This is a genomic window from Pseudomonas sp. MBLB4123, from assembly GCF_051904775.1.
Classification (GTDB): Bacteria; Pseudomonadota; Gammaproteobacteria; order Pseudomonadales; family Pseudomonadaceae; genus Aquipseudomonas; species Aquipseudomonas benzenivorans_B.
Window position 1 is genome coordinate 1,761,696 of record NZ_CP196711.1, and the last position, 26,964, is coordinate 1,788,659.

At 65.5% G+C, this 26,964-nt stretch carries 29 protein-coding genes; all 29 read right to left on the reverse strand.

What is annotated here, in order from left to right; all coding sequences use genetic code 11:
* Positions 1–91: 91 nt before the first annotated feature.
* Positions 92–496, reverse strand: a complete 405-nt coding sequence (locus ACSX1C_RS08135; protein WP_318645804.1) for a DUF2802 domain-containing protein — start codon at positions 494–496, stop codon at positions 92–94.
* Positions 497–499: 3 nt separating this feature from the next.
* On the reverse strand, positions 500–979 hold the full coding sequence (locus ACSX1C_RS08140) for a chemotaxis protein CheW (protein ID WP_296217448.1): 480 nt from the start codon (positions 977–979) through the stop codon (positions 500–502).
* A gap of 102 nt (positions 980–1,081) precedes the next feature.
* Positions 1,082–1,900 (reverse strand): chemotaxis protein CheW, encoded by an 819-nt coding sequence (locus tag ACSX1C_RS08145; RefSeq protein WP_439889013.1) that lies wholly within the window; start codon positions 1,898–1,900, stop codon positions 1,082–1,084.
* 87 nt (positions 1,901–1,987) lie between these two features.
* Positions 1,988–2,776 (reverse strand): ParA family protein, encoded by a 789-nt coding sequence (locus ACSX1C_RS08150; protein ID WP_369959586.1) that lies wholly within the window; start codon positions 2,774–2,776, stop codon positions 1,988–1,990.
* A 52-nt stretch (positions 2,777–2,828) separates the two neighbouring features.
* A complete protein-coding gene (motD, locus tag ACSX1C_RS08155) occupies positions 2,829–3,698 on the reverse strand; it encodes a flagellar motor protein MotD (protein WP_439889014.1) in 870 nt (289 codons plus the stop codon).
* 12 nt (positions 3,699–3,710) lie between these two features.
* On the reverse strand, positions 3,711–4,451 hold the full coding sequence (locus ACSX1C_RS08160; protein WP_318645800.1) for a flagellar motor protein: 741 nt from the start codon (positions 4,449–4,451) through the stop codon (positions 3,711–3,713).
* Positions 4,452–4,477: 26 nt separating this feature from the next.
* A complete protein-coding gene (locus ACSX1C_RS08165) occupies positions 4,478–5,605 on the reverse strand; it encodes a protein-glutamate methylesterase/protein-glutamine glutaminase (protein ID WP_439889015.1) in 1,128 nt (375 codons plus the stop codon).
* A gap of 42 nt (positions 5,606–5,647) precedes the next feature.
* Positions 5,648–7,900 carry a chemotaxis protein CheA gene (locus ACSX1C_RS08170; protein ID WP_439889016.1) on the reverse strand — a complete coding sequence of 751 codons (2,253 nt, stop codon included), beginning with the start codon at positions 7,898–7,900 and terminating at the stop codon, positions 5,648–5,650.
* A gap of 11 nt (positions 7,901–7,911) precedes the next feature.
* Positions 7,912–8,700 carry a protein phosphatase CheZ gene (locus tag ACSX1C_RS08175; RefSeq protein WP_439889017.1) on the reverse strand — a complete coding sequence of 263 codons (789 nt, stop codon included), beginning with the start codon at positions 8,698–8,700 and terminating at the stop codon, positions 7,912–7,914.
* A gap of 19 nt (positions 8,701–8,719) precedes the next feature.
* Entirely contained in the window at positions 8,720–9,094 is a 375-nt protein-coding gene (locus ACSX1C_RS08180) for a chemotaxis response regulator CheY (RefSeq protein WP_170862135.1), read from the reverse strand.
* 226 nt (positions 9,095–9,320) lie between these two features.
* Positions 9,321–10,067 (reverse strand): RNA polymerase sigma factor FliA, encoded by a 747-nt coding sequence (gene fliA / locus ACSX1C_RS08185; RefSeq protein WP_439889018.1) that lies wholly within the window; start codon positions 10,065–10,067, stop codon positions 9,321–9,323.
* Positions 10,064–10,894, reverse strand: a complete 831-nt coding sequence (gene fleN, locus ACSX1C_RS08190; protein ID WP_318645795.1) for a flagellar synthesis regulator FleN — start codon at positions 10,892–10,894, stop codon at positions 10,064–10,066. The genes fliA and fleN overlap by 4 nt, the downstream gene beginning before the upstream one ends.
* A gap of 114 nt (positions 10,895–11,008) precedes the next feature.
* Positions 11,009–12,310: a flagellar biosynthesis protein FlhF gene (gene flhF / locus ACSX1C_RS08195; RefSeq protein WP_439889019.1), complete on the reverse strand. Its 1,302-nt coding sequence runs from the start codon at positions 12,308–12,310 to the stop codon at positions 11,009–11,011.
* 15 nt (positions 12,311–12,325) lie between these two features.
* A complete protein-coding gene (gene flhA, locus ACSX1C_RS08200) occupies positions 12,326–14,455 on the reverse strand; it encodes a flagellar biosynthesis protein FlhA (protein ID WP_439889020.1) in 2,130 nt (709 codons plus the stop codon).
* A gap of 105 nt (positions 14,456–14,560) precedes the next feature.
* The gene (flhB, locus tag ACSX1C_RS08205) at positions 14,561–15,697 is read right to left on the reverse strand and encodes a flagellar biosynthesis protein FlhB (RefSeq protein WP_318645792.1); all 1,137 of its coding nucleotides are present in this window, start codon (positions 15,695–15,697) and stop codon (positions 14,561–14,563) included.
* Between the two features lie 3 nt (positions 15,698–15,700).
* Complete coding sequence (gene fliR / locus ACSX1C_RS08210; RefSeq protein WP_318645791.1) at positions 15,701–16,477, reverse strand: flagellar biosynthetic protein FliR; 777 nt, start codon at positions 16,475–16,477, stop codon at positions 15,701–15,703.
* A gap of 1 nt (position 16,478) precedes the next feature.
* The gene (gene fliQ, locus ACSX1C_RS08215; protein ID WP_318645790.1) at positions 16,479–16,748 is read right to left on the reverse strand and encodes a flagellar biosynthesis protein FliQ; all 270 of its coding nucleotides are present in this window, start codon (positions 16,746–16,748) and stop codon (positions 16,479–16,481) included.
* 2 nt (positions 16,749–16,750) lie between these two features.
* Positions 16,751–17,506, reverse strand: coding sequence for a flagellar type III secretion system pore protein FliP (fliP, locus tag ACSX1C_RS08220; protein ID WP_439889021.1), 756 nt, complete (start codon positions 17,504–17,506; stop codon positions 16,751–16,753).
* Positions 17,503–17,934, reverse strand: a complete 432-nt coding sequence (gene fliO / locus ACSX1C_RS08225; protein ID WP_439889022.1) for a flagellar biosynthetic protein FliO — start codon at positions 17,932–17,934, stop codon at positions 17,503–17,505. Before fliO ends, fliP begins: the two co-directional genes overlap by 4 nt.
* A 2-nt stretch (positions 17,935–17,936) precedes the next feature.
* Positions 17,937–18,410: a flagellar motor switch protein FliN gene (gene fliN, locus ACSX1C_RS08230; RefSeq protein WP_318645787.1), complete on the reverse strand. Its 474-nt coding sequence runs from the start codon at positions 18,408–18,410 to the stop codon at positions 17,937–17,939.
* 39 nt (positions 18,411–18,449) lie between these two features.
* A complete protein-coding gene (fliM, locus tag ACSX1C_RS08235) occupies positions 18,450–19,421 on the reverse strand; it encodes a flagellar motor switch protein FliM (RefSeq protein WP_318645786.1) in 972 nt (323 codons plus the stop codon).
* 13 nt (positions 19,422–19,434) lie between these two features.
* A complete protein-coding gene (fliL, locus tag ACSX1C_RS08240; protein ID WP_439889023.1) occupies positions 19,435–19,959 on the reverse strand; it encodes a flagellar basal body-associated protein FliL in 525 nt (174 codons plus the stop codon).
* Positions 19,960–20,286: 327 nt separating this feature from the next.
* Positions 20,287–21,540: a flagellar hook-length control protein FliK gene (locus ACSX1C_RS08245; protein WP_439889024.1), complete on the reverse strand. Its 1,254-nt coding sequence runs from the start codon at positions 21,538–21,540 to the stop codon at positions 20,287–20,289.
* A gap of 77 nt (positions 21,541–21,617) precedes the next feature.
* Positions 21,618–21,971, reverse strand: coding sequence for an Hpt domain-containing protein (locus ACSX1C_RS08250; protein WP_318645783.1), 354 nt, complete (start codon positions 21,969–21,971; stop codon positions 21,618–21,620).
* Between the two features lie 30 nt (positions 21,972–22,001).
* Positions 22,002–23,699 (reverse strand): fused response regulator/phosphatase, encoded by a 1,698-nt coding sequence (locus tag ACSX1C_RS08255; RefSeq protein ID WP_439889025.1) that lies wholly within the window; start codon positions 23,697–23,699, stop codon positions 22,002–22,004.
* 17 nt (positions 23,700–23,716) lie between these two features.
* The gene (locus ACSX1C_RS08260; protein WP_318645781.1) at positions 23,717–24,022 is read right to left on the reverse strand and encodes an STAS domain-containing protein; all 306 of its coding nucleotides are present in this window, start codon (positions 24,020–24,022) and stop codon (positions 23,717–23,719) included.
* Positions 24,023–24,149: 127 nt separating this feature from the next.
* The gene (fliJ, locus tag ACSX1C_RS08265; protein WP_318645780.1) at positions 24,150–24,599 is read right to left on the reverse strand and encodes a flagellar export protein FliJ; all 450 of its coding nucleotides are present in this window, start codon (positions 24,597–24,599) and stop codon (positions 24,150–24,152) included.
* Positions 24,600–25,964, reverse strand: coding sequence for a flagellar protein export ATPase FliI (gene fliI / locus ACSX1C_RS08270; RefSeq protein WP_318645779.1), 1,365 nt, complete (start codon positions 25,962–25,964; stop codon positions 24,600–24,602). It lies immediately after the preceding gene.
* Entirely contained in the window at positions 25,954–26,760 is an 807-nt protein-coding gene (fliH, locus tag ACSX1C_RS08275) for a flagellar assembly protein FliH (protein ID WP_439889026.1), read from the reverse strand. The genes fliI and fliH overlap by 11 nt, the downstream gene beginning before the upstream one ends.
* Between the last annotated feature and the right edge of the window lie 204 nt (positions 26,761–26,964).

Sequence of the window (26,964 nt, forward strand, 5' to 3'; positions counted from 1 at the left end):
GGCGCCGAGGATCGAAGACTAGGAACGAATAACCGGGCAGGGTGGCCGGCTAAGAACTGCCAGCGCTAACTGCTGCGCGCGTCTAGGGGGCTCAGGGCTTATGGGCCTTGGCCCCGTGCAGCTTGCTGACCAGCTCCGCCTCGGCCTTGGTCAGGCCGCAGGAGTGGGTCAGGTCGTCGACGCTAGCGCCCAGGCCGACCAGGCGCGCCGCCTGGGTGAAGGACAGGCTGCTGGGATCGCGCTGCTCGATCTGATTCAGCTTGTCCGGCAGCGGCGCGACGATGCGGCGCAGCTCATGCAACTCCTCGCCCATGCGCACACTGCCGGCCAGGTAGGCATCCAGGCGCTTGCCGAGCTCCTTGATCCGCTGATCGCGCGCCGCGTCGCGCTCGCCCTGCAGCTGCACCGTGTGCCGCAGCTGGGCGGCCAGCCAGACGCAGGCGCCGACCAGCCCCAGGCAGATCAGCGCGAGCAGCAGCAGGGCGATCCCGAGCATGACTCAGATGCTCTCCAGCTCGGACCACTCTTCCTCGCTCATCATCTTGTCCAGCTCGACCAGGATCAGCAGCTCGCCGTTCTTGTTGCACACGCCCTGGATGAACTTGGCCGACTCGTCGTTGCCGACATTCGGTGCGGTCTCCACCTCCGACTGGCGCAGATAGACCACCTCGGCCACGCTGTCGACCAGGATGCCGACCACCTGTTTGTCCGCCTCGATGATCACGATACGGGTATTGTCGGTCACCGGCGCCGAGTCCAGGCCGAAGCGCTGACGGGTGTCGATGACCGTCACCACGTTGCCGCGCAGATTGATGATGCCCAGCACATAGCTCGGCGCCCCCGGCACCGGGGCGATCTCGGTATAACGCAACACTTCCTGGACCTGCATCACGTTGATGCCGTAGGTCTCGTTATCCAGGCGGAACGTCACCCACTGCAGAATCGGGTCTTCGGCGCCCTGCGCGGAACTCTTCTTCATATCCCAAGCCTCGTCATAAGCCGCGCGGTGCGGCGTGTGCGGTGCAACCCGCTGGTTATCTTCTGCCCGGTTCGCGGCAAGCGCGCCCCCGGCACCATTCAATCACTGCAGCTGGCCATTGACCATGCGCTTGGCCGCGCCACTGGCGATCAGCTCCGCCAGGGCCGCCACATCCAGCAGGGCGCACATGTGCTCGATCACCGTACCGGCCAGCCAGGGCCGCTGACTGCGCTCGCTACGCCATTTGATCTCGTCGGGCTGCAGGCGAATCGAGCGGCTGACCTGATGCACCGCCAGGCCCCACTCGTAGCCCTGTACGGAAATCACATACTGCAGGCCCTGGCGGAAGTCGTCGCGGTAGCGGTCGGGCATGACCCAGCGCGCGGTATCCAGCACCTTAAGGTTGCCGGCCTGACACGGCAGTATGCCGAGAAACCAGTCCGGTTGGCCGAACAACGGGGTCAACTCGCTCCCCGCCAGCGGGTAGATCGACCCCAGGCAGACCAGCGGCACGGCCAGGGTCAGCCCGGCGACATCGAACAACAGGCACTCGAAGGGCTCCTGGGCCCAATCCGGCCGCCCCTCGAGTCGCAGCAGGGGGGGCTGCGGCGCCTGGGGCGATGGCCGGTTGACCTCGGCAATCGGCTGGACCATAGGCGCCGGCGCTTCAGGCTCAGTTCGCACCTCGGGCAACGGCGTCTCGGCCGCCGGCTCGCAAGGCAGGGGCTCGACCAGGGTCAAGGTCGGCGATGCCGACGGCAGCAGTCGCGCATCGCGCACCTGCTCCTCCAGCACGGCGGCCTGGAACTCGTCGAGGCCGCTGCTCTCGGCCAGCTCGACCGCGGCCTCCTGCAGCAGACCGTCCAGGTAGGACTGCAGGGCTAGCTGGGGTCGGGTGGCAGTGGCAAGGGGACGAGTCATAGATGGAATCCGCAACAATGGCCTGTACAGCCTATCGGCCGCAGCCGCCTCAGACTTGAGCGATTCTGCTCGGCATCGTCATTCATCTCAAGCCACCTGCGCGGCCGGCTGATGCGCCAGCAGGTGCTTGAGCAGTGCGCGGTAGGCAATGGTGCCGCGGCTGTTGTGATCGAACTGCGAAGGCGTCAGTCCCGCCCGACTGGCATCGCGCAAGCGGGTGTCGACCGGGATATAGGCCGGCCACAGGTGCTCCGGGTAGCTGTTGCGCAGCACCCGCAGAGTGCTCAGGGAGGCCTGGGTGCGGCGGTCGAACAGGGTCGGCACTATGGTGTAGGGCAGCGCCTGCTTGCGTGAGCGGTTGATCATCGCCAGGGTGCTGACCATGCGCTCCAGGCCCTTCACCGCGAGGAACTCGGTCTGCACCGGGATCGCCAACTGCTGGCTGGCGGCCAGCGCATTGACCATCAGCACGCCCAGCAGCGGCGGGCTGTCGATCACCGCGTGATCGAAATCCTGCCACAGCTGCGCCAGACTCTTGGCGATCACCAGGCCCAAGCCGTTCTGCCCCGGGGACTGGCGCTCGAGCGTGGCCAGGGCGGTGCTGGAGGGCAGCAGTGCCATGCGCTCATGGCTGGTCGGCAACAGCAACTGCCGCGGCAGCCCCTCCGGTACGCTGCCCTGATGCAGGAACAGGTCGAAGGTGCTGCGCTCCAGGGCGTCCGGATCATGGCCGAAATAACTGGTCATCGAACCATGGGGATCGAGGTCGACCACGACCACCCGCTTGCCGGCATCGGCCAGCAACCCGGCCAGGGCGATGGAGGTGGTGGTCTTACCGACGCCACCTTTTTGATTGGCTACTGCCCAGACTCTCATCTTCTTCATCCTCTCGGCATTGCCAGGGCCTGGCCGAGAACGGGCGCCGCCCTCATGGGGCTGGCGACGGGGGATTGACGGCACCGCTTTGTGGCACCTGCGCTGACGGCGTCGCTGCAGATTGCATGCCAGCACGCAGCAGCGCGCTATCCGGCTTGGCATTGCCGCTGCCGACGCCGGTCACGCTGCGCCGCACATCGAGGTTGCGGGAAATCACCAGCACCACCCGGCGGTTACGCGCCCTCCCCTCTGCCGTCGTATTGTCGGCCACCGGCTGGAATTCGCCATAACCGACCGAGGCCAACCGCTGTGGTTTGACCCCATCCATTGCCAGCATGCGCACGATACTCGCGGCACGGGCAGCCGACAGCTCCCAGTTGGTCGGGAACTGCGCGGTGTTGATCGGCAGGTTGTCGGTGAAGCCCTCGACATGCACCGGATTCTCGTAAGGCGCCAGAATCTTGGCTACCTTCTCGATGATGGCGAACGCCCTGTCGTTCGGCAACGCATCGCCACTGGGAAACAGCAGGCTGGAGCTGAGTTCGATCTCGATCCACAGCTCGTTGCCGCTCACTTTCAATTGCTGCGCATCGATCAACTCGCCGAAGGCCTCGCGCACGCTGTCGGCGATGTCCTTCAGGTCGTCCGTGGGCGCCGGCTCGCCGGCCTCGGCGGATGAGGTACGCGCCGGTACCGTGGTACGCGGACGCTCCTCGCCCAGCTGAATCGGCTTGACCGAGCGCTCCGGCTGGTTGAACACCCCGACCAGGCTCTCCGAGAGCACCTTGTACTTGCCCTCGTTGATCGAGGAAATCGAATACATCACCACGAAAAAGGCAAACAGCAGGGTGATGAAGTCGGCATAGGAGACCAGCCAACGCTCGTGGTTCTCATGCTCTTCGTGATGGCGTCTGCGAGGCATGGCGCGTCCCTGTCAATCCATGAAGCCTTGCAGCTTCAGCTCGATGGAGCGCGGGTTCTCGCCTTCGGCGATGGACAGAATGCCTTCGAGCAGCATCTCGCGGTAGCGCGACTGGCGCAGGGCGACGGCCTTGAGCTTGTTGCCGATCGGCAGCAGCAGCAGGTTGGCGAAACCCACACCATAGATGGTAGCTACAAACGCCACGGCGATGCCACTGCCGAGCATGCTCGGGTCGGCTAGATTGCCCATCACGTGGATCAACCCCATCACCGCACCGATGATGCCGATGGTCGGCGCGTAGCCGCCCATGCTCTCGTACACCTTGGCGGCCTGTATGTCGCGGCCTTCCTGGGTGTACAGGTCGACCTCGAGGATGCTGCGGATGGCCTCGGGCTCGGCGCCATCGACCAGCAACTGCAGGCCCTTGCGCGCATAGGGGTCGGACTCGGCGTCCGCCACCGCCTCCAGGCCCAGCAGGCCCTCCTTGCGCGCGGTCATGCTCCAGCCGACCACATGGTTGATGCCGCCGGCCAGGTCCACCCGGGGCGGGAAGAAGATCCAGCGCAGTATCGCCAGGGCGCGCTTGAACACGCTGACCGGCGCCTGCAGGAAAGCCGCGCCCAGGGTGCCGCCGATCACGATCAGCGCCGCCGGCCCATTGAGCAGCGCCGTCGCGTGACCGCCTTCGAGATAGTTGCCACCCAAAATGGCGACGAACGCCAGGATGACCCCGATCAGACTTAGCACATCCATGCGGGCACGCTCCCTCTCGGGGTCATTTACAGGCACGCCTCGGTCAGGTGCCGAGCGATATCGTCGAGCCCATACACCGCATCGGCCAGGTTGGCCTTGACCACGGCCATCGGCATGCCGTAGATCACGCAACTGGCCTCGTCCTGCGCCCAGACCTGGCTGCCGCCCTGTTTGAGCAGGCGTGCCCCCTCGCGCCCGTCCGCCCCCATGCCGGTCAGTACCACCGCCAGCACCCTGTCGTGATAGGACTTGGCCGCCGAACCGAAGGTGATGTCGACACTGGGCTTGTAGTTCAACCGGTCATCGCCGGGGAGGATGCGGATGGTACCGCGCCCATCGACCATCATCTGCTTGCCGCCGGGCGCCAGCAACGCCACTCCGGGCCGTAGCAGCTCGCCATCTTCGGCCTCCTTGACGGCAATCCGACAGAGCTTGTCCAGGCGCTCGGCAAAGGCCTTGGTAAAAGCCGCCGGCATGTGCTGGATCAGCAGGATCGGGGCCGGAAAGTTGGCTGGCAGCTGCGTCAACACGCGCTGCAGAGCCACCGGCCCGCCGGTCGAGGTGCCGATGGCCACCAGCTTGTAGGCCTTGCGCTTGGGCGCGGCTGCACTGGTCGGCGCACCGGGCGCCGGCACCGGAGCTGGCGTGGGCGTCGGCGCTGGCCGCGTCAGGCTGCTGGTCGTGGCCGGCCTGGGCGGCGTGACGGATACCGCTGGCGCTGGGGTGGGAGACGGCCGCGCACCGATGCTGCGCCTGTTGCTGCGGGCGATGCTGTGCACCTTCTCGCACAGCAACTGCTTGACCTTCTCCGGATTGCGCGAGATGTCCTCGAAGTTCTTCGGCAGGAAGTCCACCGCCCCGGCATCCAGGGCATCGAGAGTAACCCGGGCGCCCTCGTGGGTCAGCGAGGAGAACATCAGCACCGCGGTCGGACAACGCTGCATGATGTTCCGGACCGCGGTGATGCCATCCATCATCGGCATCTCGTAATCCATGGTGATCACATCGGGCCTCAGGGCCTGGGCCTGGTCGATGGCTTCACGGCCATTGGTGGCGGTGCCGATCACCTGGATATTCGGATCGGTGGAGAGGATTTCCGAGACACGCCGGCGGAAGAAGCCGGAATCGTCCACCACCAGTACCTTGACAACCATACAAACTCCTAAGCGGCGCGCGCAGGTCGCGCCGCCAATCAATCAGATGCGCCGCGCGTAGCGCTTGAGCATGCTCGGCACGTCGAGAATCAAGGCGATGCGTCCATCGCCGGTGATGGTAGCGCCGGACATGCCCGGAGTGCCCTGAAGCATCTTGCCCAGGGGCTTGATCACCACCTCTTCCTGACCGACCAGTTGGTCGACGACGAAGCCGATGCGCTGGCTGCCCACCGTGAGAATCACCACATGCCCCTCGCCCTGCTCCTCATGGGCGGCATCACGCACCAGCCAGCGCTTGAGGTAGAACAGCGGCAACGCCTTGTCGCGCACCACCACCACCTCCTGGCCGTCGACCACGTTGGTGCGCGACAGGTCGAGGTGGAAGATCTCGTTGACGTTGACCAGCGGGAAGGCGAATGCCTGCTTGCCCAGCATCACCATCAGGGTCGGCATGATCGCCAGGGTCAGGGGCACCTTGATGACGATCTTCGAGCCCTGGCCCTTGACCGAGAACACGTTGACCGTGCCGTTGAGCTGGGAAATCTTGGTCTTCACCACGTCCATGCCGACACCGCGACCGGACACGTCGGAAATCTCGCTCTTGGTCGAGAAGCCCGGGGCGAAGATCAGGTTGTAGCACTCGAACTCGTTCAGCCGGTCGGCCGCGTCCTTGTCCAGCAGGCCCTTTTCCACGGCCTTGGCGCGCAGCACATCGGCGTCCATGCCCTTGCCGTCGTCGGAGATCGACAACAGGATGTGGTCGCCCTCCTGCTCGGCCGACAGCACCACCTTGCCGCCGCGGGCCTTGCCGGCTGCCTCGCGCTCTTCCGGGGTCTCGATGCCATGATCGACGGCGTTGCGCACCAGGTGCACCAGCGGGTCGGCCAGGGCCTCGACCAGGTTCTTGTCCAGGTCGGTCTCTTCGCCGACCAACTCCAGGTTGATCTCTTTCTTCAGGCTGCGGGCCAGGTCGCGGACCAGGCGCGGGAAGCGCCCGAAGACCTTCTTGATCGGCTGCATGCGGGTCTTCATCACCGCCGTCTGCAGGTCGGCGGTGACCACGTCGAGGTTGGACACCGCCTTGGCCATTGCCTCGTCGCCGCTGTTGGAGCCCAGGCGCACCAGGCGGTTACGCACCAGCACCAGTTCGCCGACCATGTTCATGATCTCGTCCAGGCGCGCGGTGTCGACCCGTACCGTGGTTTCCGCCTCACTGGCCGGCACCACCTTGTCGGCCGCTGCCGGCGCGGGGGTCGGCGCCTTCGCCGGCTCGGCCTTGGTCGCTGGCTTGACGCTTGCCTTGGCCGTCTCGGTGGGCTTGATCGGCGCTACCGCAGCGGCGGGCGCCTTGGCCGGGGCGCTCGGCTCGGCAAACTTGCCCTTGCCGTGCAGTTGATCGAGCAGCGCCTCGAACTCGTCGTCGGTGATCTCGTCACTGTCCGCGCGCGCTGCCGCAGCCGGGGCCTGCGCCGGCTGCACCGCCGTGGCGGCGCCCGTGGCGGGCGGAACGAACTGGCCCTTGCCATGCAGCTGATCGAGCAGCGCCTCGAACTCGTCGTCGCTGATCTCGTCAGCGCCAGGACTGGCTTCGGCAACCGCCGCCACCGGGGCCTGCACCGGCTGCGCCGCCGTGGCGGCGGCAGTGGCGGGCGGAACGAACTGGCCCTTGCCATGCAACTGATCGAGCAGTGCCTCGAACTCGTCGTCGCTGATTTCGTCCGGACCGGCCGCCGCAGAGGCTGTTTCGGCCTGGGCTTCGGCCGGCGCCCCATGCAGGGCATCGAGCAGTTGCTCGAACTCGCTGTCGGTGATGTCGCCAGTCTCGGGCGCAGCCGAGGCGGGTTCCGGCTCAGGCTCCGCCACGGCCTGGACCTGCGCCTCCGGCGCTGGCACTTCCTCGGCACCGGCCGGCTCCGCCAGGCGGGCCAGGGCCGCCAGCAGCTCCTGACTGGCCGGGGTCGGCTCGACTCGTTCGCGCACCTGGCCGAACATGCCATTGACCGCATCCAGCGCTTCCAGCACCACGTCCATCAACTCGGCGTCGACCCGTCGCTCGCCCTTGCGCAGAACGTCGAAGACGTTCTCCGCGATGTGGCAGCACTCGACCAGTTCGTTCAACTGGAGAAAGCCGGCACCGCCCTTGACGGTATGAAAGCCGCGAAAGATCGCGTTGAGCAGGCTCATATCGTCCGGGCGGCTCTCTAGCTCGACCAACTGTTCGGACAGTTGCTCGAGGATCTCCCCGGCCTCTACCAGGAAGTCCTGGAGGATCTCTTCATCGGCGCCGAAGCTCATAAAACGTGCTCCTAAAAACCTAAGCTGGATAGCAGATCGTCGACGTCGTCCTGGCTTGCGGCGACATCTTCACGCTTATCGGCATTAATCTGCGGACCTTCACCACGGGAAGGCTCTTTTTGTTGTTTTTGCTCGGCGCGTAACTGTTCGTGGTCGTGCTCGATACCGGCGAAACGGTCCACCTGGCTGGCCATCAGCACCAGTTTGAGCAGATTGCTCTCCACCTCGGTGACCAGCTGGGTGACCCGCTTGATCACCTGGCCGGTCAGGTCCTGATAGTCCTGAGCCAGCAGGATGTCGTTGAGATGGGCGGACAACTTGGCGCCATCGCGTTCGCTGCGGGCGAGGAACAACTCGATGCGCTTGGCCAGCTCGCGGAAACCATCGGCGCCCATTTCCCGGCGCATGAAACGTCCCCACTCGGCGCTCAGGGTCTGTGCCTCGCTGCCGAGGTCGTTGACCAACGGCGCGCTCTGCTCGACCAGATCCATGGTCCGGTTCGCCGCCTTCTCGGTCATCGTCACCACATAATTCAGGCGCTCGGTGGCATCGGTGATTTGCGAGACTTCCTGGGCATGGGGCACGCGCGGATCGAGTTGGAAGTTGACGATGGCGTTGTGCAACTCGCGCGTCAGCTTGCCGACTTCGTGGTACAGGCCACGGTCGCGGGTTTTATTGAGTTCATTGATCAGCTGCACCGCTTCGCCAAAGTTGCCTTGATCCAGGCTGTCGACCAATTGGCGCGCGTTTAACTTCAGGCTCGACTCGAGGTCGGCCTGCGGGGAATCTTCGTGTTCCATAGCACCCTCGCGGCAGACATCAGCCGTTGACCCGCTCGAAAATCTTCTCGATCTTTTCTTTCAGCACCTGGGCCGTGAACGGCTTGACCACATAGCCATTCACCCCGGCTTGCGCGGCCTCGATGATCTGGTCGCGCTTGGCCTCGGCGGTGACCATCAGTACCGGCAGGTGCTTGAGCCGCTCGTCCGCCCGTACCGCGCGGAGCAGGTCGATCCCGGTCATGCCCGGCATGTTCCAGTCGGTCACCAGAAAATCGAAACTGCCGCTGTGCAACATCGGCAGGGCGGTGGTGCCGTCGTCGGCCTCCGCGGTATTGGTGAACCCCAGATCACGCAGGAGGTTCTTGATGATCCGGCGCATCGTTGAAAAGTCATCAACGATGAGGATTTTCATGTTCTTGTCCAAGTCGACCTCCGTACAGTCCTAAACGCAGCCAGCCTCTGGCTGCGCCCTTAATCGTGAAACCGGCCTGACAGGCCGTTGCAAAACCATTGCGATCAGCTGCGCCACGTTGCAATCAGGTAGGTGTTACTCGCTCACCTACAGGCCGTACAGGCCGTAATGCGCCTTATCTGACCCTCGTCCGCTACGTTTCCCAACGACCCGCTAATCTAGCTGTTCAGCGCGTGCGCCATTCGCTCAGCCGCGCACGCAGGCGTGCGGCGCACTGGCTGTGGATCTGGCTAACGCGCGACTCGCTGACCCCCAGCACCTCGCCGATCTCCTTGAGATTCAGCTCTTCGTCGTAATACAGCGCCAACACCAGTCGTTCGCGCTCCGGCAAGTTGGCGATGGCATCGGCCAGCGCCGCCTGGAAGCGCTCATCTTCCAGGCCACGAGAAGGTTCTTGGTGAGTGGCATTGGCGTCTTCGCACAGCCCCCCGTGCTCGCCGTCCTGCAACAGGTCGTCGAAGCTGAACAGGCGGCTGCCCAAAGTGTCGCCAAGAATGCCGTAGTAATCCTCGAGACTCAATTGGAGTTCGGCCGCAACCTCGTGATCTTTAGCGTCACGACCGGTTCTGGCCTCAATTACTCGGATCGCATCGCTGACCATGCGGCTGTTGCGGTGTACCGAACGCGGCGCCCAATCGCCCTTGCGCACCTCATCGAGCATCGAACCGCGAATGCGAATGCCGGCGAATGTCTCGAAGCTCGCGCCCTTGCTGGAGTCGTATTTCTTCGAGGCCTCGAGCAAACCGATCATGCCGGCCTGGATCAGATCGTCCACCTGCACGCTGGCCGGCAGGCGCGCCAGCAAGTGGTAGGCGATGCGCTTGACCAGGGGCGCATAGCGCTCGATCAACTGATACTGGGACTCTTGTCCTTGCGCCTTGCTGTACATACGAAGTCCGGAAGCTGCTGTCATACCGCCGAGTCCGCGGTCGGTTGCTGCACCAAGCGCTCGACGAAAAACTCCAGATGACCGCGCGGATTGGCCGGTAGCGGCCAGGCATCGACCTTCTGCGCGATCGCCTTGAACGCCAGGGCGCACCTGGAGCGTGGATAGGCGTCATAGACCGCGCGCTGCTTCTGCACGGCCTTGCGCACCGACTCGTCGTAGGGCACCGCGCCGACATACTGCAGGGCGACGTCGAGGAAACGATCGGTGACCTTGGTCAGTTTGGCAAAAAGATTGCGCCCCTCCTGTGGACTGTGCGCCATATTGGCCAGTACACGAAAGCGGCTCATGCCGTAGTCGCGATTGAGCAACTTGATCAGCGCGTAGGCGTCGGTGATCGAGGTCGGCTCGTCGCACACCACCACCAGCACCTCCTGGGCCGCGCGGACGAAGCTGACCACCGAGTCGCCGATGCCGGCGGCGGTGTCGATGATCAACACGTCGAGGTTGTCGCTGATGTCGCTGAAGGCCTGGATCAGGCCGGCATGCTGCAGGGGCGAGAGCTGCACCATGCTCTGCGTGCCCGAGGCGGCCGGAACGATGCGGATGCCGCCGGGGCCCTGCAGGATCACGTCGCGCAGGTCGCACTCGCCGCTGATCACATCGGCCAGGGTGCGCTTGGCGGTGAGGCCGAGCAGGACGTCGATGTTGGCCAGTCCCAGGTCGGCGTCCATCAACATGACCCGCCGGCCGACATCGGCCAGCGCCAGGGCCAGATTCACCGACACGTTGGTCTTGCCGACACCACCCTTGCCGCCGGTCACCGCGATCACCTGTACGGGATGCATACCCATGTTCTCTACACACCTTGTCTAACGTCGACGGGAGCCGCTTGGCTAAGCGTACCCCGCCAATCCGGCATGAGGTCAACCTGCGCCTCGTGCCACTGAGTCATCGCCGCGGCGCCGTCAACCGGCACGGCGCGTCGGCTGCTGATAGAGGCCGGCGAACAGCTCCGCCATCGCCTCCTCGCTTGGATCTTCCGCACTCTGCAGCCCGACGGCCCGGCTCACCAACTGATGGCTGCGCGGTACCTGCAGATCATCCGGGATACGCGGACCATCGGCCACATAGGCTACCGGCAGGCGCTGACCTATCGCCAGCCCCATGACCTCGCCCAGGCTGGCGGCCTCGTCCAGCTTGGTCAGGATGCAACCGGCCAGACCACAACGCTTGTAGCTATGGTAGGCGGCTTTGAGTACCTGGCTCTGGCTGGTGGCGGCCATGACCAGGTAGTTCCTGGACTTGATCCCGCGGCTGGCCAGGGCCTCCAGCTGCATGCGCAGCGCCGGGTCGTTGGCCGGCAGGCCGGCCGTGTCGATCAGCACCAGGCGCTTCTTCGCCAGAGGTGCCAGGGCCTGGGTCAGCGATTGGCCGGGATCGACCAGGGTGACCGGCACGCCGAGGATGCGGCCGAGGGTCTTGACCTGCTCCTGGGCGCCGATGCGGTAACTGTCCAGGCTGACCAGGGCGAGGCTCTGGGCGCCGTGCTTGAGCACATAACGCGCCGCCAGCTTGGCCAGGGTGGTGGTCTTGCCCATGCCGGCCGGGCCGACCAGGGCGATCACCCCGCCCTCCTCCAGCGGCTCTTGCTTGGGGGTCTGAATGGCGCGAGCCAGGTGGGCCAGGAGCATGCGCCAGGCCTGCCGGGGCTCGGCGACATTGGTCACCCGCTCGAGCAGCACCCGGGCCAGCTCGGCCGGCAGGCCCATGCGCTGCAGGCGGCGCCAGAGGCTGGCCTGCTGCGGACGGCGGCTCTGCATCTGGCCCCAGGCGATCGAGCCGAGCTGTACTTCGATCAGCTCGCGCAGGCCGTGCAGCTCGAAGCGCATGGCCTCGAGGGCACGCTGATCGCTGGCCGCAGGCAGCGCCGGTTGCGGCTTGCCGAGCACGGCGGCGAGGCTGTCGGCCGGCACCTCGGGGGCCGCGCCAAACAGTTGGCGGTCCTTGCCCTCGTCGGCCTGCGCCCGGGTGGTCAACTCGGCCTGGGCGGAGGCGATGCGCGACTGGGTCTTGCGCAGCTCGGCCTCCAGCGCCGGATTGGGCTGGCGCGCAGGCGCGGCGGGAATCTGGTAGTCCAGCGCGGCGGTCAACTCGACACCGCCGGCCACCCGGCGATTGCCGATGATCGAGGCATCCGCGCCCAGCTCATCGCGGACCAGCTTCATGGCTTGACGCATATCGGCGGCGAAAAAGCGTTTGACCTGCATGGCCTGTGACCTCGGTTAGTTCTGCCCCACCGTCGCGACGATGGTGACCTGCTTGTTGTCCGGGATTTCCTGGTAGGCCAGCACGTGCATGTTCGGCACTGCCAGCCGCGCGAACCGCGAGAGCATCGCCCGGACCGGACCGGCCACCAGCAGTATCACCGGCTTGCCGAGCATCTCCTGGCGCTGCGCCGCTTCCACCAGGGAACGCTGCAGCTTCTCGGCCATGCCCGGTTCCAGGAGGATGCCATCCTCGGAGCCTTGCCCGGCCTTCTGCAAACTATTGAGCAATATCTGTTCCAACCTGGGTTCCAGGGTGATCACAGGCAGCTCCGGCTCTAGTCCCACGATGCTTTGCACGATCGCGCGGGCCAAGGCCACGCGCACCGCCGCCACCATCGCGGCGGGATCTTGACTCTTGGCCGCGACGTTGGCCATGGCCTCGGCGATGGTGCGGATGTCGCGCACCGGCACCTGCTCCTGCAGCAACGCCTGCAGCACCTTGAGCAGGGTCGACAGCGACACCAGACCCGGCACCAGCTCCTCGGCCAGCTTCGGCGAGCTCTTGGCCAGCAACTGCAGCAGCTGCTGCACTTCCTCATGGCCGAGCAGCTCATGGGCATGCTTGTGCAGCACCTGGTTGAGGTGGGTGGCGACCACCGTACTGGCGTCCACCACGGTGTAGCCGAGCGATTGCGCCTGGTCGCGCTGACTGGCGTCGATCCACACCGCCTCCAGACCGAACGCCGGATCCTTGGCGGCCACGCCGTTGAGGGTGCCGAACACCTGCCCGGGGTTGATCGCCAGCTCGCGATCCGGATACACCTCGGCCTCGGCCACGCTGACCCCCATCAGGGTCAGGCGGTAAGCGTTGGGCAGCAGGTCGAGGTTGTCGCGGATATGCACCGAGGGCATGAGGAACCCCATCTCCTGGGACAGCTTCTTGCGTACCCCCTTGATCCGCGCAAGCAGCTGACCGCCCTGGTTGCGGTCGACCAACGGGATCAGCCGGTAGCCGACCTCCAGGCCGACCATGTCCACCGGCGTGACGTCGTCCCAGCCCAGCTCCTTGACCTCCTGGGCCTTCTGCGCCGGCAGCAACTCCTGCTGACGCTGCACCTCCTTGATTTCCTCCTCCTTGCCCTTGCGTTGCTTGTTGGCGATCCAGTACGCGGCGCCGGCGGCAATCAGGCCGAGGCTGATGAAGGAGAAGTGCGGCATGCCCGGCACCATCCCCATGGCGATCATGATCGCCGCGGCCACGGCCAGGGCCCGCGGCGAGGCGAACATCTGCCGGTTGACCTGGGCGCCCATGTCTTCGGAGCTGGACACCCGGGTGACCATCACCGCCGCGGCGGTGGACAGCAGCAGCGAGGGGATCTGCGCCACCAGGCCGTCGCCGATGGTCAACAGGGTGTAGACCTTGCCGGCGTCGGCGAAACCCAGGCCGTGCTGGAACATGCCGATGGCGATGCCGCCGATCAGGTTGATGAACAGGATCAGCAGGCCGGCGATGGCGTCGCCGCGGACGAACTTGCTGGCACCGTCCATGGAGCCGTAGAAGTCGGCCTCCTGGGACACCTCGGCGCGGCGCTTCTTGGCCTCGGCCTGGTCGATCAGGCCGGCGTTGAGGTCGGCGTCGATGGCCATCTGCTTGCCCGGCATGGCGTCCAGGGTGAAACGCGCGCTGACCTCGGAGATGCGCCCGGCGCCCTTGGTGACCACCACGAAGTTGATGATCATGAGGATGGCGAACACCACGATACCGACCACGTAGTTGCCGCCGATCACCACCTCGCCGAAGGCCTGGATCACCTGGCCGGCGGCGCCATGCCCCTCGTGGCCGTGCAGCAGCACCACCCGGGTCGAGGCGACGTTGAGCCCCAGGCGCAACAGGGTCGCCGCCAGCAGGATGGTCGGGAATACCGCGAAATCCAGGGGCCGCAGGGCATAGATGCCGACCAGCAGCACCACGATCGACAGGGCGATGCTGAAGGTGAACAGCACGTCGAGGAGGAACGCCGGCATCGGCAGCATGACCATGCCGAGCATGACCAGCAGCAGCAGCGGGATACCCAGGTTGCCCTGGCGCAACCCCGCCAGATTGCTGCGTACGTCTCCGATGATTTGCGCGCGATCTACAGCCACATCCCTACCCCAGCCAGCTCAATTTTTTGACGCGCAACGGCGTCTTAACTGGGGTGTGGCAAGAAGCATTCCAAGTTCGACCCAACCGGCGATGGCGTCCGGCACTCACTCGTCGCGACGCAGATCCGGCGGAATCGGCAGGTCCGGCAGCGGGCCCGGGCGCTTGCCCTTGCCGGCCTGGTACTGACGCAACTGGTAGACGTAGGCCAGCACCTGGGCCACGGCCAGGTACAGGCCGGCGGGGATTTCCTGGTCCAGCTCGGTGGAATAGAACACCGCCCGCGCCAGGGCCGGCGACTCCAGCAGCATGACCCGGTGCTCCTGGGCGATCTCGCGAATCTTCAGGGCGGTGAAGTCGCCGCCCTTGGCCAACAGCACCGGCGCACTGCCCTTGGCCGGATCGTACTTCAGCGCCACGGCGAAGTGGGTCGGGTTGGTGATCACCACATCGGCCTGGGGCACGGCCTGCATCATGCGCCGCTCGGCCATCTCCCGCTGCAGCTGGCGGATGCGCGACTTGACCTCGGGCTTGCCCTCGCTGTCCTTGTATTCGTCGCGCACCTCCTGCTTGGTCATCATCAGCTTCTGCTTGTTGTCCCAGAGCTGGAAGGGCACGTCCACCGCGGCGATCAGGATGATCCCGCAGGCCATCCACAGCGCGCTCCAGCCCACCACCTGGGCCGCGTGCAGGATCGCCGCCTCCAGCGGCTCGTGGGCCATCGCCAGCAGGTCGTCGCGGTCGGCGGACAGCACCGCCAGGGCCACCAGCAGGATCACCAGGAACTTGGCCAGGGCCTTGAGCAGCTCGACCAGCGCCTTGGTCGAAAACATGCGCTTGAGCCCGGCCAGGGGGTTCATCCGGCTCAGCTTTGGCGCCATGGCCTGGGCCGAGAACAACCAGCCGCCCAGGGCGATGGGGCCGACGATGGAGGCGATCAGCAGGGCCAGGAACAGCGGCAGCAAGGCCTCGATGGCCATCTCGCCGGACGCCAGCAGCCAGATCACCATGTTGCGCTCGTCGAACAGCACTTCGCGCGGCAGGGAAAAATTGCCGCGCATGATCTCCAGCAGCGCGCTCGCCAGCCCGCCGCCGCTGGCCAGCAGGCCGCCCGCCCCGGCCAACATCACCGCCAGGGTGTTGAGCTCCTTGGAGCGAGCGATCTGACCCTTTTCACGGGATTCGCGCAGGCGTTTCTCCGTGGGTTCCTCGCTTTTTTCGGCGCCGCTCTCGGACTCGGCCATGGCCTACCTCGCCCGCGCCATTTCGCGCAGGAACTGCAGGGCCTCGCCGACCAGCAACTGATACTGGGCGAGGATGTCGGCCATGCCGATCCAGACGATCGCCAGCCCCAGCACCAGGGTCAGCGGAAAGCCGATGGAGAAGATGTTCAGCTGCGGCGCGGCGCGGGTCATCACGCCGAACGCCAGGTTGACCACCAGCAAGGCGGTGATGGCCGGCAGCACCAGCATCAGCGCCGCGCCCATGACCCAGCCCAGCTTGGTGGCCAGGGTCCAGTAGTGGTCGGTCAGCAGCCCCTCGCCCACCGGCAGGGTAACGAAGCTCTCGGCCAGCACCTCGAACACCACCAGATGACCGTTCATCGCGAGGAACAGCAGGGTCACCAACATCAGGAAGAACTGACCGACCACCGGCACCGACACCCCATTGGTCGGATCGACCATGGAGGCGAAGCCCAGGCCCATCTGCATCGAGACGATCTGCCCGGCGACCAGGAAGGCGTGGAAGAACAGCTGCAGGCTGAAGCCGAGCATCACCCCGATCAGCACCTCCTGGGCGATCAGCACCAGGCTGCGCAGGCTCAGCGCGTCGACCTGCGGCATCGCCGGCAGGGTCGGCATCAGCACCAGGCAAATGGCCAGGGCCAGATACAGGCGCACCCGCATCGGCACCAGCTGGGTGCCGATGATCGGCATGCTCATCAGCAGCGCGGCGATGCGGAACAGCGGCAACAGGAAACTGCCGACCCAGCCGCCGATCTGCGTGGCGCTCAGCTCGATCATGTCAGCCGATCAGCATGGGGATGTTCATGATCAACATCTTGGTGAACTCCATCAGCTCGCGGGTCAACCAGGGGCCGGCAAAAATCAGGGTGAGCAGGATCACCAGCAGGCGCGGCAGGAAGCTCAGGGTCTGCTCGTTGATCTGCGTGGCAGCCTGGAACATCGCCACCACCAAGCCCACCAGCAGGCTGGGCACGACGATGACCGCCACGATCAAGGCGGTCAGCCACAGCGCCTCGCGGAACAGGTCGACGGCGATCTCGGGGGTCATGCTCAGGTCGCTCCGAAGCTGGCCGCCAGGGTGCCCATGATCAGCGCCCAGCCATCGATCAGGACGAACAGCATGATCTTGAACGGCAGCGAGATGATCAGCGGCGAGAGCATCATCATACCCATGGCCATGAGGATGCTGGACACCACCAGATCGATCACCAGGAACGGGATGAAGATCATGAAACCGATCTGGAACGCGGTCTTCAGCTCCGAGGTGACGAAGGCCGGGATCAGGATGGTCAGCGGCGTATCGTCCGCACTGGCGATGTCGGTGCGCTTGGACAGGCGCATGAACAGCTCCAGGTCGCTCTCGCGGGTCTGCGCCAGCATGAAGTTCTTGATCGGCACTTCGGCCTTGGCGATCGCCTCCTGGGCCGGCAGCTGCTCGTTGAGGTAAGGCTGCAGGGCGTCGCGGTTTATCTGGTCGAACACCGGCGCCATGATGAACAGGGTCAGGAACAACGCCAGGCCGACCAGGATCTGGTTCGACGGCGTCTGCTGCAGGCCCAGGGCCTGACGCAGGATGGAGAACACGATGATGATGCGGGTGAAGCTGGTCATCAGCATGACGAAGGCCGGGATGAAACTCAGCGCCGTCATGATCAGCAGGATCTGCAGGCTGACCGAGTATTCCTGCTGCCCCTGGGTATCGGTGCTCAGGGTGATCGCCGGGATCGACAACGGGTTGTCGGCGCCCAGGGCCAGAGGCGCGCTCAGCGCCAGCAGCAGGGCCAGGAGCAGGCGCATGGCGCTCATCGAGACGTGTCCTTCTGGTCCTTGCCCAGCAGCTCCATCAGGCGCTGGGCGAACTCGGTCGAGGCCGGCTGGCCGTCCGGCAGGTGCACCGGCTCGGCCATGACATGCAGCGGGGTGATGCGGCCCGGGGTCAAACCGAGGAGGATCTGCTCCTGGCCGACCTGCACCAGCACCAGGCGGTCACGGGGGCCGAGGGCCTGGCTGGCGAGTATCTTGATCACCTGACCGCCGCGCGGAGTGATCTGTTGAACCCGGCGCATGAGCCAGGCCAGCAGGAAGATCAGGCCGATCACCAGCAGCAGGCCGAGCAGCAACTGCACCAACTGCCCCGCCATGCCGCCCTCCGCCAGAGAGGGAGCCGCCGGCGCCGACTCGGCGGCGAGGGCCGTCAGCGGCAGCGAGCCGATAATGCCGATGAGCGCACGCATGCCTAGCGCAGCTTCTTGATGCGTTCGCTCGGGCTGATCACGTCCGTCAGGCGGATGCCGAACTTCTCGTTGACCACCACCACCTCGCCATGGGCGATCAGGGTGCCGTTGACCAGCACGTCCAGCGGCTCGCCGGCCAGCCGATCCAACTCGATCACCGAGCCCTGATTGAGCTGCAGCAGGTTGCGGATGGTGATATCGGTATTGCCGACTTCCATGGAGATCGACACCGGGATATCCAGGATCACATCCAGATTCGGCCCATCCAGGTTGACCGGCTGGTTGCTCTTAGGCGCGCTGCCGAACTCCTCCATCGGCGCCCGCGGCGCAGCCGGCGCATCGCCCGCGCCACCGGCGGCGAGCATGGCATCGATGTCGTCCTGGCCGGCGGCGTCGCCGGACTCGGACAGCGCTGCGGCCCACTCGTCGGCCAGCGCCTGCTCCTCCGGGGAGGTCGTTTCGTTTTCGTCTGCCATAGTCTGTCCTCGGCTGGCATGTAACAGGTTTGACGGGGTCTAGCGCTGCCGTTCGATCGGCTCCAGCACCTGCAGGGCCAGGTTGCCCTTGTGTGCGCCCAGCTTGACCTTGAAGGCCGGCACCCCATTGGCACGCATGATCACGTTGTCGGGAATATCCACCGGGATCACGTCGCCCGGTTGCATGTGCAGGATGTCGCGCAGCTTCAACTGGCGCCGCGCCACGGTGGCGCCCAGGGGCACGCTGACGTCGAGAATGTCCTCGCGCAGGGACTTGACCCAGCGCTCGTCCTGGTCGTCGACATCGGACTGGAAACCGGCGTCGAGCATCTCGCGGATCGGCTCGATCATCGAATAGGGCATGGTCACGTGCAGGTCGCCGCCACCGCCATCCAGTTCGATATGGAAGGTCGACACCACTATGACTTCGCTGGGGCTGACGATGTTGGCCAGGGCCGGGTTCACCTCCGAGTTGACGTACTCGAAGTTGATGTCCATGACCGCGTGCCAGGCCTCCTTCAGGTCGACGAAGGCCTGGTCCAGCACCATGCGCACCACCCGCAGCTCGGTGGGGGTGAACTCGCGCCCCTCGATCTTGGCGTGACGGCCGTCGCCGCCGAAGAAGTTGTCGACCAGCTTGAACACCAGCTTGGCATCGAGGATGAACAGCCCGGTGCCGCGCAGCGGCTTCATCTTCACCAGGTTGAGGCTGGTCGGCACGTACAGCGAATGCACGTACTCGCCGAACTTCATCACCTGCACGCCGCCGACCGCCACGTCCGCCGAGCGACGCAGCAGGTTGAACATGCTGATGCGGGTGTAGCGGGCGAAGCGCTCGTTGATCATCTCCAGGGTCGGCATGCGCCCGCGGACGATCCGGTCCTGGCTGGTCAGGTCATACTGCTTGACGCTGCCCGGTTCGGCGGCGTCCTCGGTCTCGACCAGGCCGTCGTCGACGCCATGCAGCAGCGCATCGATCTCGTCCTGGGAGAGCAGGTCTTGCACGGCCATGTCCGACTCCCGACTACTGCAACACGAGGTTGGTGAACAACACTTGCTCGACGGCCAGCGTGCCCGTCTCCTTCTGCGCCAGCTCCTGTACGCTGCTGGTGGCCTGCTGGCGCAGCATTTCCATGCCCACCGGGGTGGCTAGCGTCTCGAAGTCCTGGCTGGAAAACAGCATCACCAGGCGATTGCGCAACACCGGCATGTGCACCTTGAGCGCGTCCAGTGCCGTCTTGTCGCGCGCCATCAGGGCGACGCTGACCTGCATGTAACGCGGTCGCCCCTTGTAGTCGAAATTGACCACGAAGGCTGGCGTCAACTCTTCATAGATCGCCGGCAGCTTGACCGGCGCAGCCGGCTCCGTCGGCGCCTGGGCTTCGGCTTCCGCCTGGGCGTCACCCTTGCTGAGCAGGAACCAGGTCCCCCCCACCGACAGGCCCACCGCGAGCAGCAGCGCCACGACGATCAAGATAATGAGTTTCAGCTTGCCAGCCGGTTTCGCGTCGCCGCCCGCCGCGTCTTGCGACTTGTCTTTCTTAGCCATGCCAATAATCCGTCACTGAGCGCTGTTCTAGCCGCCGTTAAGAGGTTGGGAGCAAGTGTTATGCCAGCTCTTCGACAGAGCGCCCTGGCGAAGGCCCCGACGGGCGATTCAGCCGGAACAGGTGGCCGGGCTCCGCAGGCTGGCCGCAGAATCAACCTGGGCAGCGGATATATCAGCCCCCCCACGACCTTGTCACGCCCGAACGCCCTCGCCCGGCAACCTTATGGCTGTCGGGCGAGGCAGTTTAGATCAGTGAGACGACAGACTACAGCGCCTATCCATCCTTAGTATTCCGGGAAGGAGCGGCCACCGACACGGGGGACGCACCTAGGCGTAATAATCGACCAGAGCACGGGCGCCGCCGAGGGAAAGAGCAGGCTGCTCGGCCGCGCTTGCGGCGAATTCCTCCTCACCGCCGAGCAGAGGCTCACTGGCGCCGCCACGTCCGCCGCCACCGCTCCCCTCCTGTCCTTGCCAGCCGCGACTCAGCGACTGGTCGGAGACACTGGCATCGAGCAAGTTCATGCCCTGCTGGGAAAACAGCTCACGCAGCCGGTGCATCTGCCCTTCCAGGGCCTCGCGCACCGCGGCGTTGGGGCTGGCAAAGGTGACCTGGGTCTGCTCCTGACTCATGTTGATGCGCACCTCCAGGCGACCCAGTTCGGCGGGGTCGAGCTGAATCTCGGCGGACTTGAGGTTCTGGCTGGACAGCCACATCACCCGGTCGACCACCGCCTCGCTCCAGCCCCCCTGCTGCATCGCTACCGGCTGCCCCGGCACCTGGGCAGCACGCGGCGCCAGCGCGGCCTGCTGGCCAACGGCCTGGCTCAACGCGCTGAGCTTGCTGACGAAGTTTTCCGGGCGGTTGTCGGCGGAGCTTTCCTTCAGGCTTTCCAGCCCCTCGGCACTCAACTCCAGCAGCGGCGCCTCGGCCAGATCAGCGCCCTGCTCTTGCGAACGCTGCGCCCCCATGGCGGCCATCGCATTGGCGAACCCCTGCCCGGTGTTGAACGATGCCTGGGTGGCGGCCTTCCCCGTGGCGCTCTGCTCAGCCGCAGCGGCCTTGGCCCCCAGCTCCAGGGCCATCTGCACCGCGGGCACCTGGTTCAACGCCTCCAGCTCAGGATCGAGGCTTGCCTCGGTCAGGCTCGCCGGCCCCGAGCCGATCAGGCTGGCCGTCGGCAAGGGCGCCGCCTCGCCCCCCTGCAAGCCGAGTTCGCCGGTTTCGTCCGACACCGGCTGCTGGCCGGCCAATCCAAACAACAGGTCGAGCGACGGATCCTCGGTCGACGGGTCACTCGGCAAAGAGTTGCCGCTTTCGGCAAGCGCTGGCTGGGCTGCGGCGGCAGCGTCTTGCTCTTCCTGCGCTTCGCCCGATGCGGAATCGGTCGCACGCTCGGGTTTAGCGCTGGCTTCACTGCGTCCGGCGGCATTGGCCTGACGCTCCTTGGCGTAGACCTGCGCGAAGCTGGAGGGCTCGCGTTTATTGGGCTCGGCCGGTTTCGCCGGAGCCTTAGCCGACGCCGCTTTCGGCCTTACTTCGGCAGCCGGCTTGAGGAGTAGATCGGGAGCAACAGACACGGGCACTCTCCGTTTGAATGGGGTAGTGCCGAGATAATTGCAAAGGGTGGGCCAAGTTTGCGGCGGAGCCGATGAGGCTAGAAGCGAAAACGCTGGCGCTCGGCCCTGAACAGGATGCGCACGATGGCGAACTCACGCTCGATCTGCTCGATGAGCCCGGCGGCCTCGTGCAAGTGCTCGCGCCGCGCCGCCTCCTCCAACTGCCAACACAGCTCGGCAAGCAAGGGCGCCCCCATGTTGCTGCAACTGCCCTTGAAGCTGTGTGCAGCCAGACGCAGCCCCTGCGCATCTGCGGCCTGCTCGGCCTGGTGCAGCAGCCGCAGGCGCTCTTCGGAGTCGGCCAGAAAGGTATCCAGCAGCACTGGGTACTCCGCCGCCATGACATCCTGCAGCACTCCCTGCACGGCGCTGTCGAGATGGGTATCGGACATCCGGTCACTCCCTGATCAAAACGAGCGCGATTATGCCCCAAGCCGCCAGGAGAACTCCACGCGCGCACCCCGGCCGTCATCCGGCCAGGTGCAGCGCTCGCTCAGCTGGCGCACCAGGGCCAGGCCGCGTCCGCAGAGGCTGTCCAGCGCCATCTGCCGGTCCAGGACCGCCTGCCCGTCGAATCCGGGGCCGCTGTCTTCGACCCTCACGACCAGACGGCCACCTGCCGCCTCGGGAAAAAGATTCAGGTGGAAACGCACATAGCCTTCGTCGAGGGCAGCCAGTCGCGCGCTGCGCTGCCGATAATACTCGGCGAAACCCTCCGCATCGCGCTTCAAGGCGGAGTCCAGCCCCAGCACCCCATGCTCCAGGGCATTCGAATACAACTCTGCGAGTACGCTGTACAGCGCCCCGCCCTGGGGACGCAGCCCCTGGACCTCGAGCAACAGTTGCAGGAGGAAAGGCAACGGGTTGAAGCGCCGCAAGGTTTCCCCCCGAAACTCGAAGCTCGCCGACCAGTCCAGCGGGTTGTTCTGGCCACAAGCGGAAAAAGCCAGGGGTGGGCGGCTCTGGGCGCTGGCCTCGACCAGGCTGACCTCGACCAGGCTGACGTCGTCCTCCTGCTCGCCACGAAAGCGCGTCAACGCCTGTTGAATATTCGTGAAGATGTGCTGCGGCTCGGGGCTTTCGGCGAACACGCCGAGCAGGCGCTCCTCGCCGAACAGCTGGCCTTCGCCGTCGCGGGCCTCCAGCACGCCATCGGAGAGCAGGATGATCCGGTCGCCCAGCTCCAGGGGATAGACCTCGTAGGCATCGTCGAACGACGGCGCGTCGAGGATGCCCAGCGGCAAGTGGCGGGATGCCAGGGGAATACGCTCGCCTCCGGCGCCACGTTGCAGATAGCCGTCCGGCAAGCCGCCACTCCACACCTCGACCTCACGGCGATGGGCATTCAGGCTGAGCATGGTGGCGCAGCAGAACATGCCGACGGGCAAGATGCGTTTGAGCTTGGCATTCATCTCGCGCAGGATCTCGGCCAGGGAGTAGCCCTTGGCGGTCATGCCGTAGAACACTTCGGCCACCGGCATGGCGCCTATCGCGGCCGGCAGGCCGTGACCGGTGAAATCGCCGAGCAATACGTGCATGCCGCCCGAGGGCTTATAGGCCGCCAACAACAGGTCGCCGTTGAACAGGGCGAAGGGGGACTGCAGATAGCGGATATTCGGCGCATCGAGACAGCCGGAGTGGGCCACCTTGTCGAACACCGCCTTGGCCACGCGCTGCTCGTTGAGCAGATACTCGTTGTGCTTGGCGATCAGGTCGCGCTGCTGCAGCACCGTATCCTGCAGGCGCCGCAGGCGGTCCATGGCCTTGATCTTGGCTTCGAGAATCACCGGGTTGTAGGGCTTGGCGAGAAAGTCGTCGCCACCGGCCTCCAGACAGCGCACCAACGCCTCCCCCTCGGTCAAGGAGGTCAGGAAGATGATCGGCACCAGGGACTCGCCGGCCAGCTGCTTGATCTGCCGCGCCGCCTCGAAACCGTCCATCAGTGGCATCAACGCATCCATCAGGACCAGCTGTGGCTGCTCGCGCTGGAACAGCTCGACCGCTTCCAGGCCATTGCTCGCGGTCAAGGCCCTGTGCCCCTGACGGCTGACGATGGCCGACAACAGCAGGCGATCGGCCGCGCCGTCTTCGGCGATCAGGATGCTCAGGTTCTCGGACATGATCGCTGACACCTGCGTCAGGCGATCTGAAACAGCTGTCCGAAATTGGAAATGGCGAGAATCTTGCGCACGTCCGGGTTGCAGTTGAGCAAACGGATCTGGGCGTGCTCGCCGCCGGCGTGATCGCGCAGCAACAGCAGCATGCCCAGCGCCGAGCTGTCGAGGTAGGTCGTACCCTTGAGGTCGATGACATAGCGCTCTGGACTGACGCTGGTGCGCTCGTAGGCATCGCGAAACTCTTGGTGCGCACCGAAATCGAAACGTCCTTGAATCACGATGGTCAACTCTTGCCCATCAGGCGAGGGCAGCGAGGTGATAGCCATGAATTACTCCTTAATCCTGCGAAACAGTCGATAACGCATCCGGTCGAATATCAGCGTAGCGTCAAGCCCTCTGCACGCTTCGCATGTTCAAGATGTAGCATCCAGAACCGTTTGCGGCAACTGCCAATCAGCTCGACGCGCGACTGGACAGGCGCTGAGCCAGCTCATCGAGCAGCTTCTGCTCGCGCTTGTCCTCGAGCAGGCGAGCCTCGTCGAGATAGCGCTGCACCAGTTTGCGCAGCCCTTCGAGCCGGGCATAGCGCTGCTGCCAAGTATCACGCACCTTGTCCAGATTGGCGCGATGCCAGTCCACACTCTGGCGCTGCTGACCGATGGCGGTCTCCAGTTGCGCGAGAAAGCGTTGATAGTTCATCAACCACTGGCCGGACACTCCCCGCTGGCCCTCGCTGATCCATTGCTGCTGGTAATCGCCGCGGTAATGCTCCAGCTGACCCAACTTGACTTCCGCCTGACGCAGCTGGCCCTGGACACGGCCGAGCTGCACGGCGGCCTCGCGTTCGGCGCGCTCGGCCATCGCGATCACCGGCGCGAGACGCGCGGCCCGGCCTTGCGACATTTAGCCCCCGGACGCCGCGGCTGGGTTGAAGATCGCCGCCAGCTGGGCACTGCTACGCTCGAGATTTTCGCTCTCGCCCAGGCTCTGGCGCAGGTAGCCGACCATCGCCGGCTGGCGGGCGATGGCCAGGTCGGTGTCGGCATCGCCCCCCGGCACGTAGGCCCCGACGCTGATCAGATCGCGGCTCTGCTGATAACGCGACCACAGCTGCTTGAAGCGCTGGGCCTGGCGCAGATGCTCGGGCGCCACCACCTGCGGCATGACCCGGCTGATCGAGGCCTCGATGTCGATGGCCGGATAATGCCCCTCCTCCGCCAGACGCCGCGACAGCACGATATGGCCGTCGAGCACCCCACGCGCGGCGTCGGCGATCGGGTCCTGCTGGTCGTCGCCTTCGCTCAGTACGGTGTAGAAGGCCGTGATCGAGCCACCACCGGCCTCGGCATTGCCGGCCCGCTCGACCAGCTTGGGCAGCTTGGCGAATACCGAGGGCGGGTAGCCCTTGGTCGCCGGCGGCTCGCCGATGGCCAGGGCGATTTCCCGCTGGGCCTGGGCGAAGCGGGTCAGCGAGTCCATCAGCAACAGGACGTTCTTGCCCTTGTCGCGGAAATATTCGGCGATGCGCGTGCAGTACATGGCCGCCCGCAGGCGCATCAAGGGCGCGTCATCGGCCGGCGAGGCGACCACCACCGAGCGCTTGATGCCCTCCTCGCCGAGGATCTCGTCGATGAACTCCTTGACCTCGCGGCCCCGCTCGCCGATCAGCCCGACCACTATGATCTCGGCCTCGGTGAAGCGCGTCATCATGCCGAGCAACACACTCTTGCCCACGCCCGTACCGGCGAACAGGCCCAGGCGCTGGCCGCGACCGACGGTGAGCAGGCCATTGATGCAGCGAATGCCGACATCCAGCGGCTGGTCGATCGGGTGGCGTTTGAGCGGATTGATGGTCGGCCCGTCCATCGGCACCCAGTCCTCGGCTTTCATCCCGCCCTTGCCGTCCAGGGCGCGACCGGCACCGTCGAGCACCCGGCCGAGCATCGAGCGGCCCATCGGCAGGCGCCCGGTATCGGGCAGCGGCACCACCCGCGCCCCCGGCGCGATGCCGGCCAGGCCGCCGACGGGCATCAGGTAGATCTTGCCGTTGGAGAAGCCCATCACCTCGGCCTCGACCTGCACCGGGTGATAGCTGTCGTCGTTGATCACCAGGCAGCGACTGCCCAGCGCCGCACGCAGGCCTTCGGCCTCCAGGGTCAGACCGACCATGCGTAGCAGGCGGCCCTCCACCACCGGCTGGACCGGCAGCTGTACCGCCTCGCGGTAGCCGGCCAGGCGCTTGGCGAAGCTGGTGCGCTCAAGGCGCATCGGCCGGTTCCTGGGCGGCGTCCAGATCGATCTGCAGGTCGGCCGCTACGGGATTGGTGACCTGCTCGCGCTGCTGCTCGAACAGCTGCTTCAGCGCCTGCTCCAGGCGCGTCTCGATACTCGCATCGATGCGGCTGTGCTCGCACTCGACCCGGCAACCGCCGGGCAACATGGAGTCGTCCTCGAGGATGCGCCAATCCTCCTCGTGACGCTCGCGCAGGGCCTTGATCGTCTCGAAGTCCTGCGGGTTGAGGTGGATACGCACATTGCCCGCGCCCATCGGCAGCAGCTTCAGCGCCTCGCGCAGGATCTGGCGGATCTGACTGGAATCGCTGGTCAACTCGCGCTGGATCACCTGGCGGGCCATATGGCTGAGCAGATTGACCAGCGCCACTTCCAGCTGCTGGTCCTGCTCGGCGATCGGCTCGAACAGTTGCTGCATCAGTTGCTCCAGACCGGCCAGCTTGGCAGCCAGGGCCGCGTCGGTTTCCTGCTTGGCCTTCAGCTGCCCGGCGTGAAAACCGTCTTTCTCCCCCGTGGAGAAGCCCTCGTTGTAGGCTTCTTCCCGAATCGCCTCCAGCTCCTCCAGCGTCAGGGGTTTGACGTCCTCCGGCGGGACCTCCTCGACCTCGCCCTGACTGACCTGGGCCACCCCGGACTCATGGTCGCCAGGCTGCTCCTCGGCGGCCGGCTCGCTCGCCTCGTCGCCGGAATCGAAACTGGGCAACGCCCAGCGATCGAAGACACCGAGGTCCTTGGCGCGAATCAGCTCGCTGGCCGCTTCCTTGGTCGCCATATTAGGGTCTGATGGCATTTGTTCGCGAGCCGCGTTGCCGCGGCAAACCCCGCCAGGCAAGGCGCGGGACGCAGGCAATGGCCACTCCCTTGGCAAGTCCCGCAACACAGCATGGCGGGGTTTGCCGCGCAACCCGAAGGGACGGGGCCCGCTTGGCGCAGGCCGTCGTTACTCGTCGTTCATTGGGAGTCACCAAACCTCTCT

Bases quoted from the DNA above. Each gene is read 5' to 3' on its own strand.
- ACSX1C_RS08135 (WP_318645804.1), bottom strand. From the start codon at position 496: ATGCTCGGGATCGCCCTGCTGCTGCTCGCGCTGATCTGCCTGGGGCTG.
- ACSX1C_RS08140 (WP_296217448.1), bottom strand. From the start codon at position 979: ATGAAGAAGAGTTCCGCGCAGGGCGCCGAAGACCCGATTCTGCAGTGG.
- ACSX1C_RS08145 (WP_439889013.1), bottom strand. From the start codon at position 1,900: ATGACTCGTCCCCTTGCCACTGCCACCCGACCCCAGCTAGCCCTGCAG.
- ACSX1C_RS08150 (WP_369959586.1), bottom strand. From the start codon at position 2,776: ATGAGAGTCTGGGCAGTAGCCAATCAAAAAGGTGGCGTCGGTAAGACC.
- motD (WP_439889014.1), bottom strand. From the start codon at position 3,698: ATGCCTCGCAGACGCCATCACGAAGAGCATGAGAACCACGAGCGTTGG.
- ACSX1C_RS08160 (WP_318645800.1), bottom strand. From the start codon at position 4,451: ATGGATGTGCTAAGTCTGATCGGGGTCATCCTGGCGTTCGTCGCCATT.
- ACSX1C_RS08165 (WP_439889015.1), bottom strand. From the start codon at position 5,605: ATGGTTGTCAAGGTACTGGTGGTGGACGATTCCGGCTTCTTCCGCCGG.
- ACSX1C_RS08170 (WP_439889016.1), bottom strand. From the start codon at position 7,900: ATGAGCTTCGGCGCCGATGAAGAGATCCTCCAGGACTTCCTGGTAGAG.
- ACSX1C_RS08175 (WP_439889017.1), bottom strand. From the start codon at position 8,700: ATGGAACACGAAGATTCCCCGCAGGCCGACCTCGAGTCGAGCCTGAAG.
- ACSX1C_RS08180 (WP_170862135.1), bottom strand. From the start codon at position 9,094: ATGAAAATCCTCATCGTTGATGACTTTTCAACGATGCGCCGGATCATC.
- fliA (WP_439889018.1), bottom strand. From the start codon at position 10,067: ATGACAGCAGCTTCCGGACTTCGTATGTACAGCAAGGCGCAAGGACAA.
- fleN (WP_318645795.1), bottom strand. From the start codon at position 10,894: ATGGGTATGCATCCCGTACAGGTGATCGCGGTGACCGGCGGCAAGGGT.
- flhF (WP_439889019.1), bottom strand. From the start codon at position 12,310: ATGCAGGTCAAACGCTTTTTCGCCGCCGATATGCGTCAAGCCATGAAG.
- flhB (WP_318645792.1), bottom strand. From the start codon at position 15,697: ATGGCCGAGTCCGAGAGCGGCGCCGAAAAAAGCGAGGAACCCACGGAG.
- fliR (WP_318645791.1), bottom strand. From the start codon at position 16,477: ATGATCGAGCTGAGCGCCACGCAGATCGGCGGCTGGGTCGGCAGTTTC.
- fliQ (WP_318645790.1), bottom strand. From the start codon at position 16,748: ATGACCCCCGAGATCGCCGTCGACCTGTTCCGCGAGGCGCTGTGGCTG.
- fliP (WP_439889021.1), bottom strand. From the start codon at position 17,506: ATGAGCGCCATGCGCCTGCTCCTGGCCCTGCTGCTGGCGCTGAGCGCG.
- fliO (WP_439889022.1), bottom strand. From the start codon at position 17,934: ATGCGTGCGCTCATCGGCATTATCGGCTCGCTGCCGCTGACGGCCCTC.
- fliN (WP_318645787.1), bottom strand. From the start codon at position 18,410: ATGGCAGACGAAAACGAAACGACCTCCCCGGAGGAGCAGGCGCTGGCC.
- fliM (WP_318645786.1), bottom strand. From the start codon at position 19,421: ATGGCCGTGCAAGACCTGCTCTCCCAGGACGAGATCGATGCGCTGCTG.
- fliL (WP_439889023.1), bottom strand. From the start codon at position 19,959: ATGGCTAAGAAAGACAAGTCGCAAGACGCGGCGGGCGGCGACGCGAAA.
- ACSX1C_RS08250 (WP_318645783.1), bottom strand. From the start codon at position 21,971: ATGTCCGATACCCATCTCGACAGCGCCGTGCAGGGAGTGCTGCAGGAT.
- ACSX1C_RS08255 (WP_439889025.1), bottom strand. From the start codon at position 23,699: ATGTCCGAGAACCTGAGCATCCTGATCGCCGAAGACGGCGCGGCCGAT.
- ACSX1C_RS08260 (WP_318645781.1), bottom strand. From the start codon at position 24,022: ATGGCTATCACCTCGCTGCCCTCGCCTGATGGGCAAGAGTTGACCATC.
- fliJ (WP_318645780.1), bottom strand. From the start codon at position 24,599: ATGTCGCAAGGCCGGGCCGCGCGTCTCGCGCCGGTGATCGCGATGGCC.
- fliI (WP_318645779.1), bottom strand. From the start codon at position 25,964: ATGCGCCTTGAGCGCACCAGCTTCGCCAAGCGCCTGGCCGGCTACCGC.
- fliH (WP_439889026.1), bottom strand. From the start codon at position 26,760: ATGGCGACCAAGGAAGCGGCCAGCGAGCTGATTCGCGCCAAGGACCTC.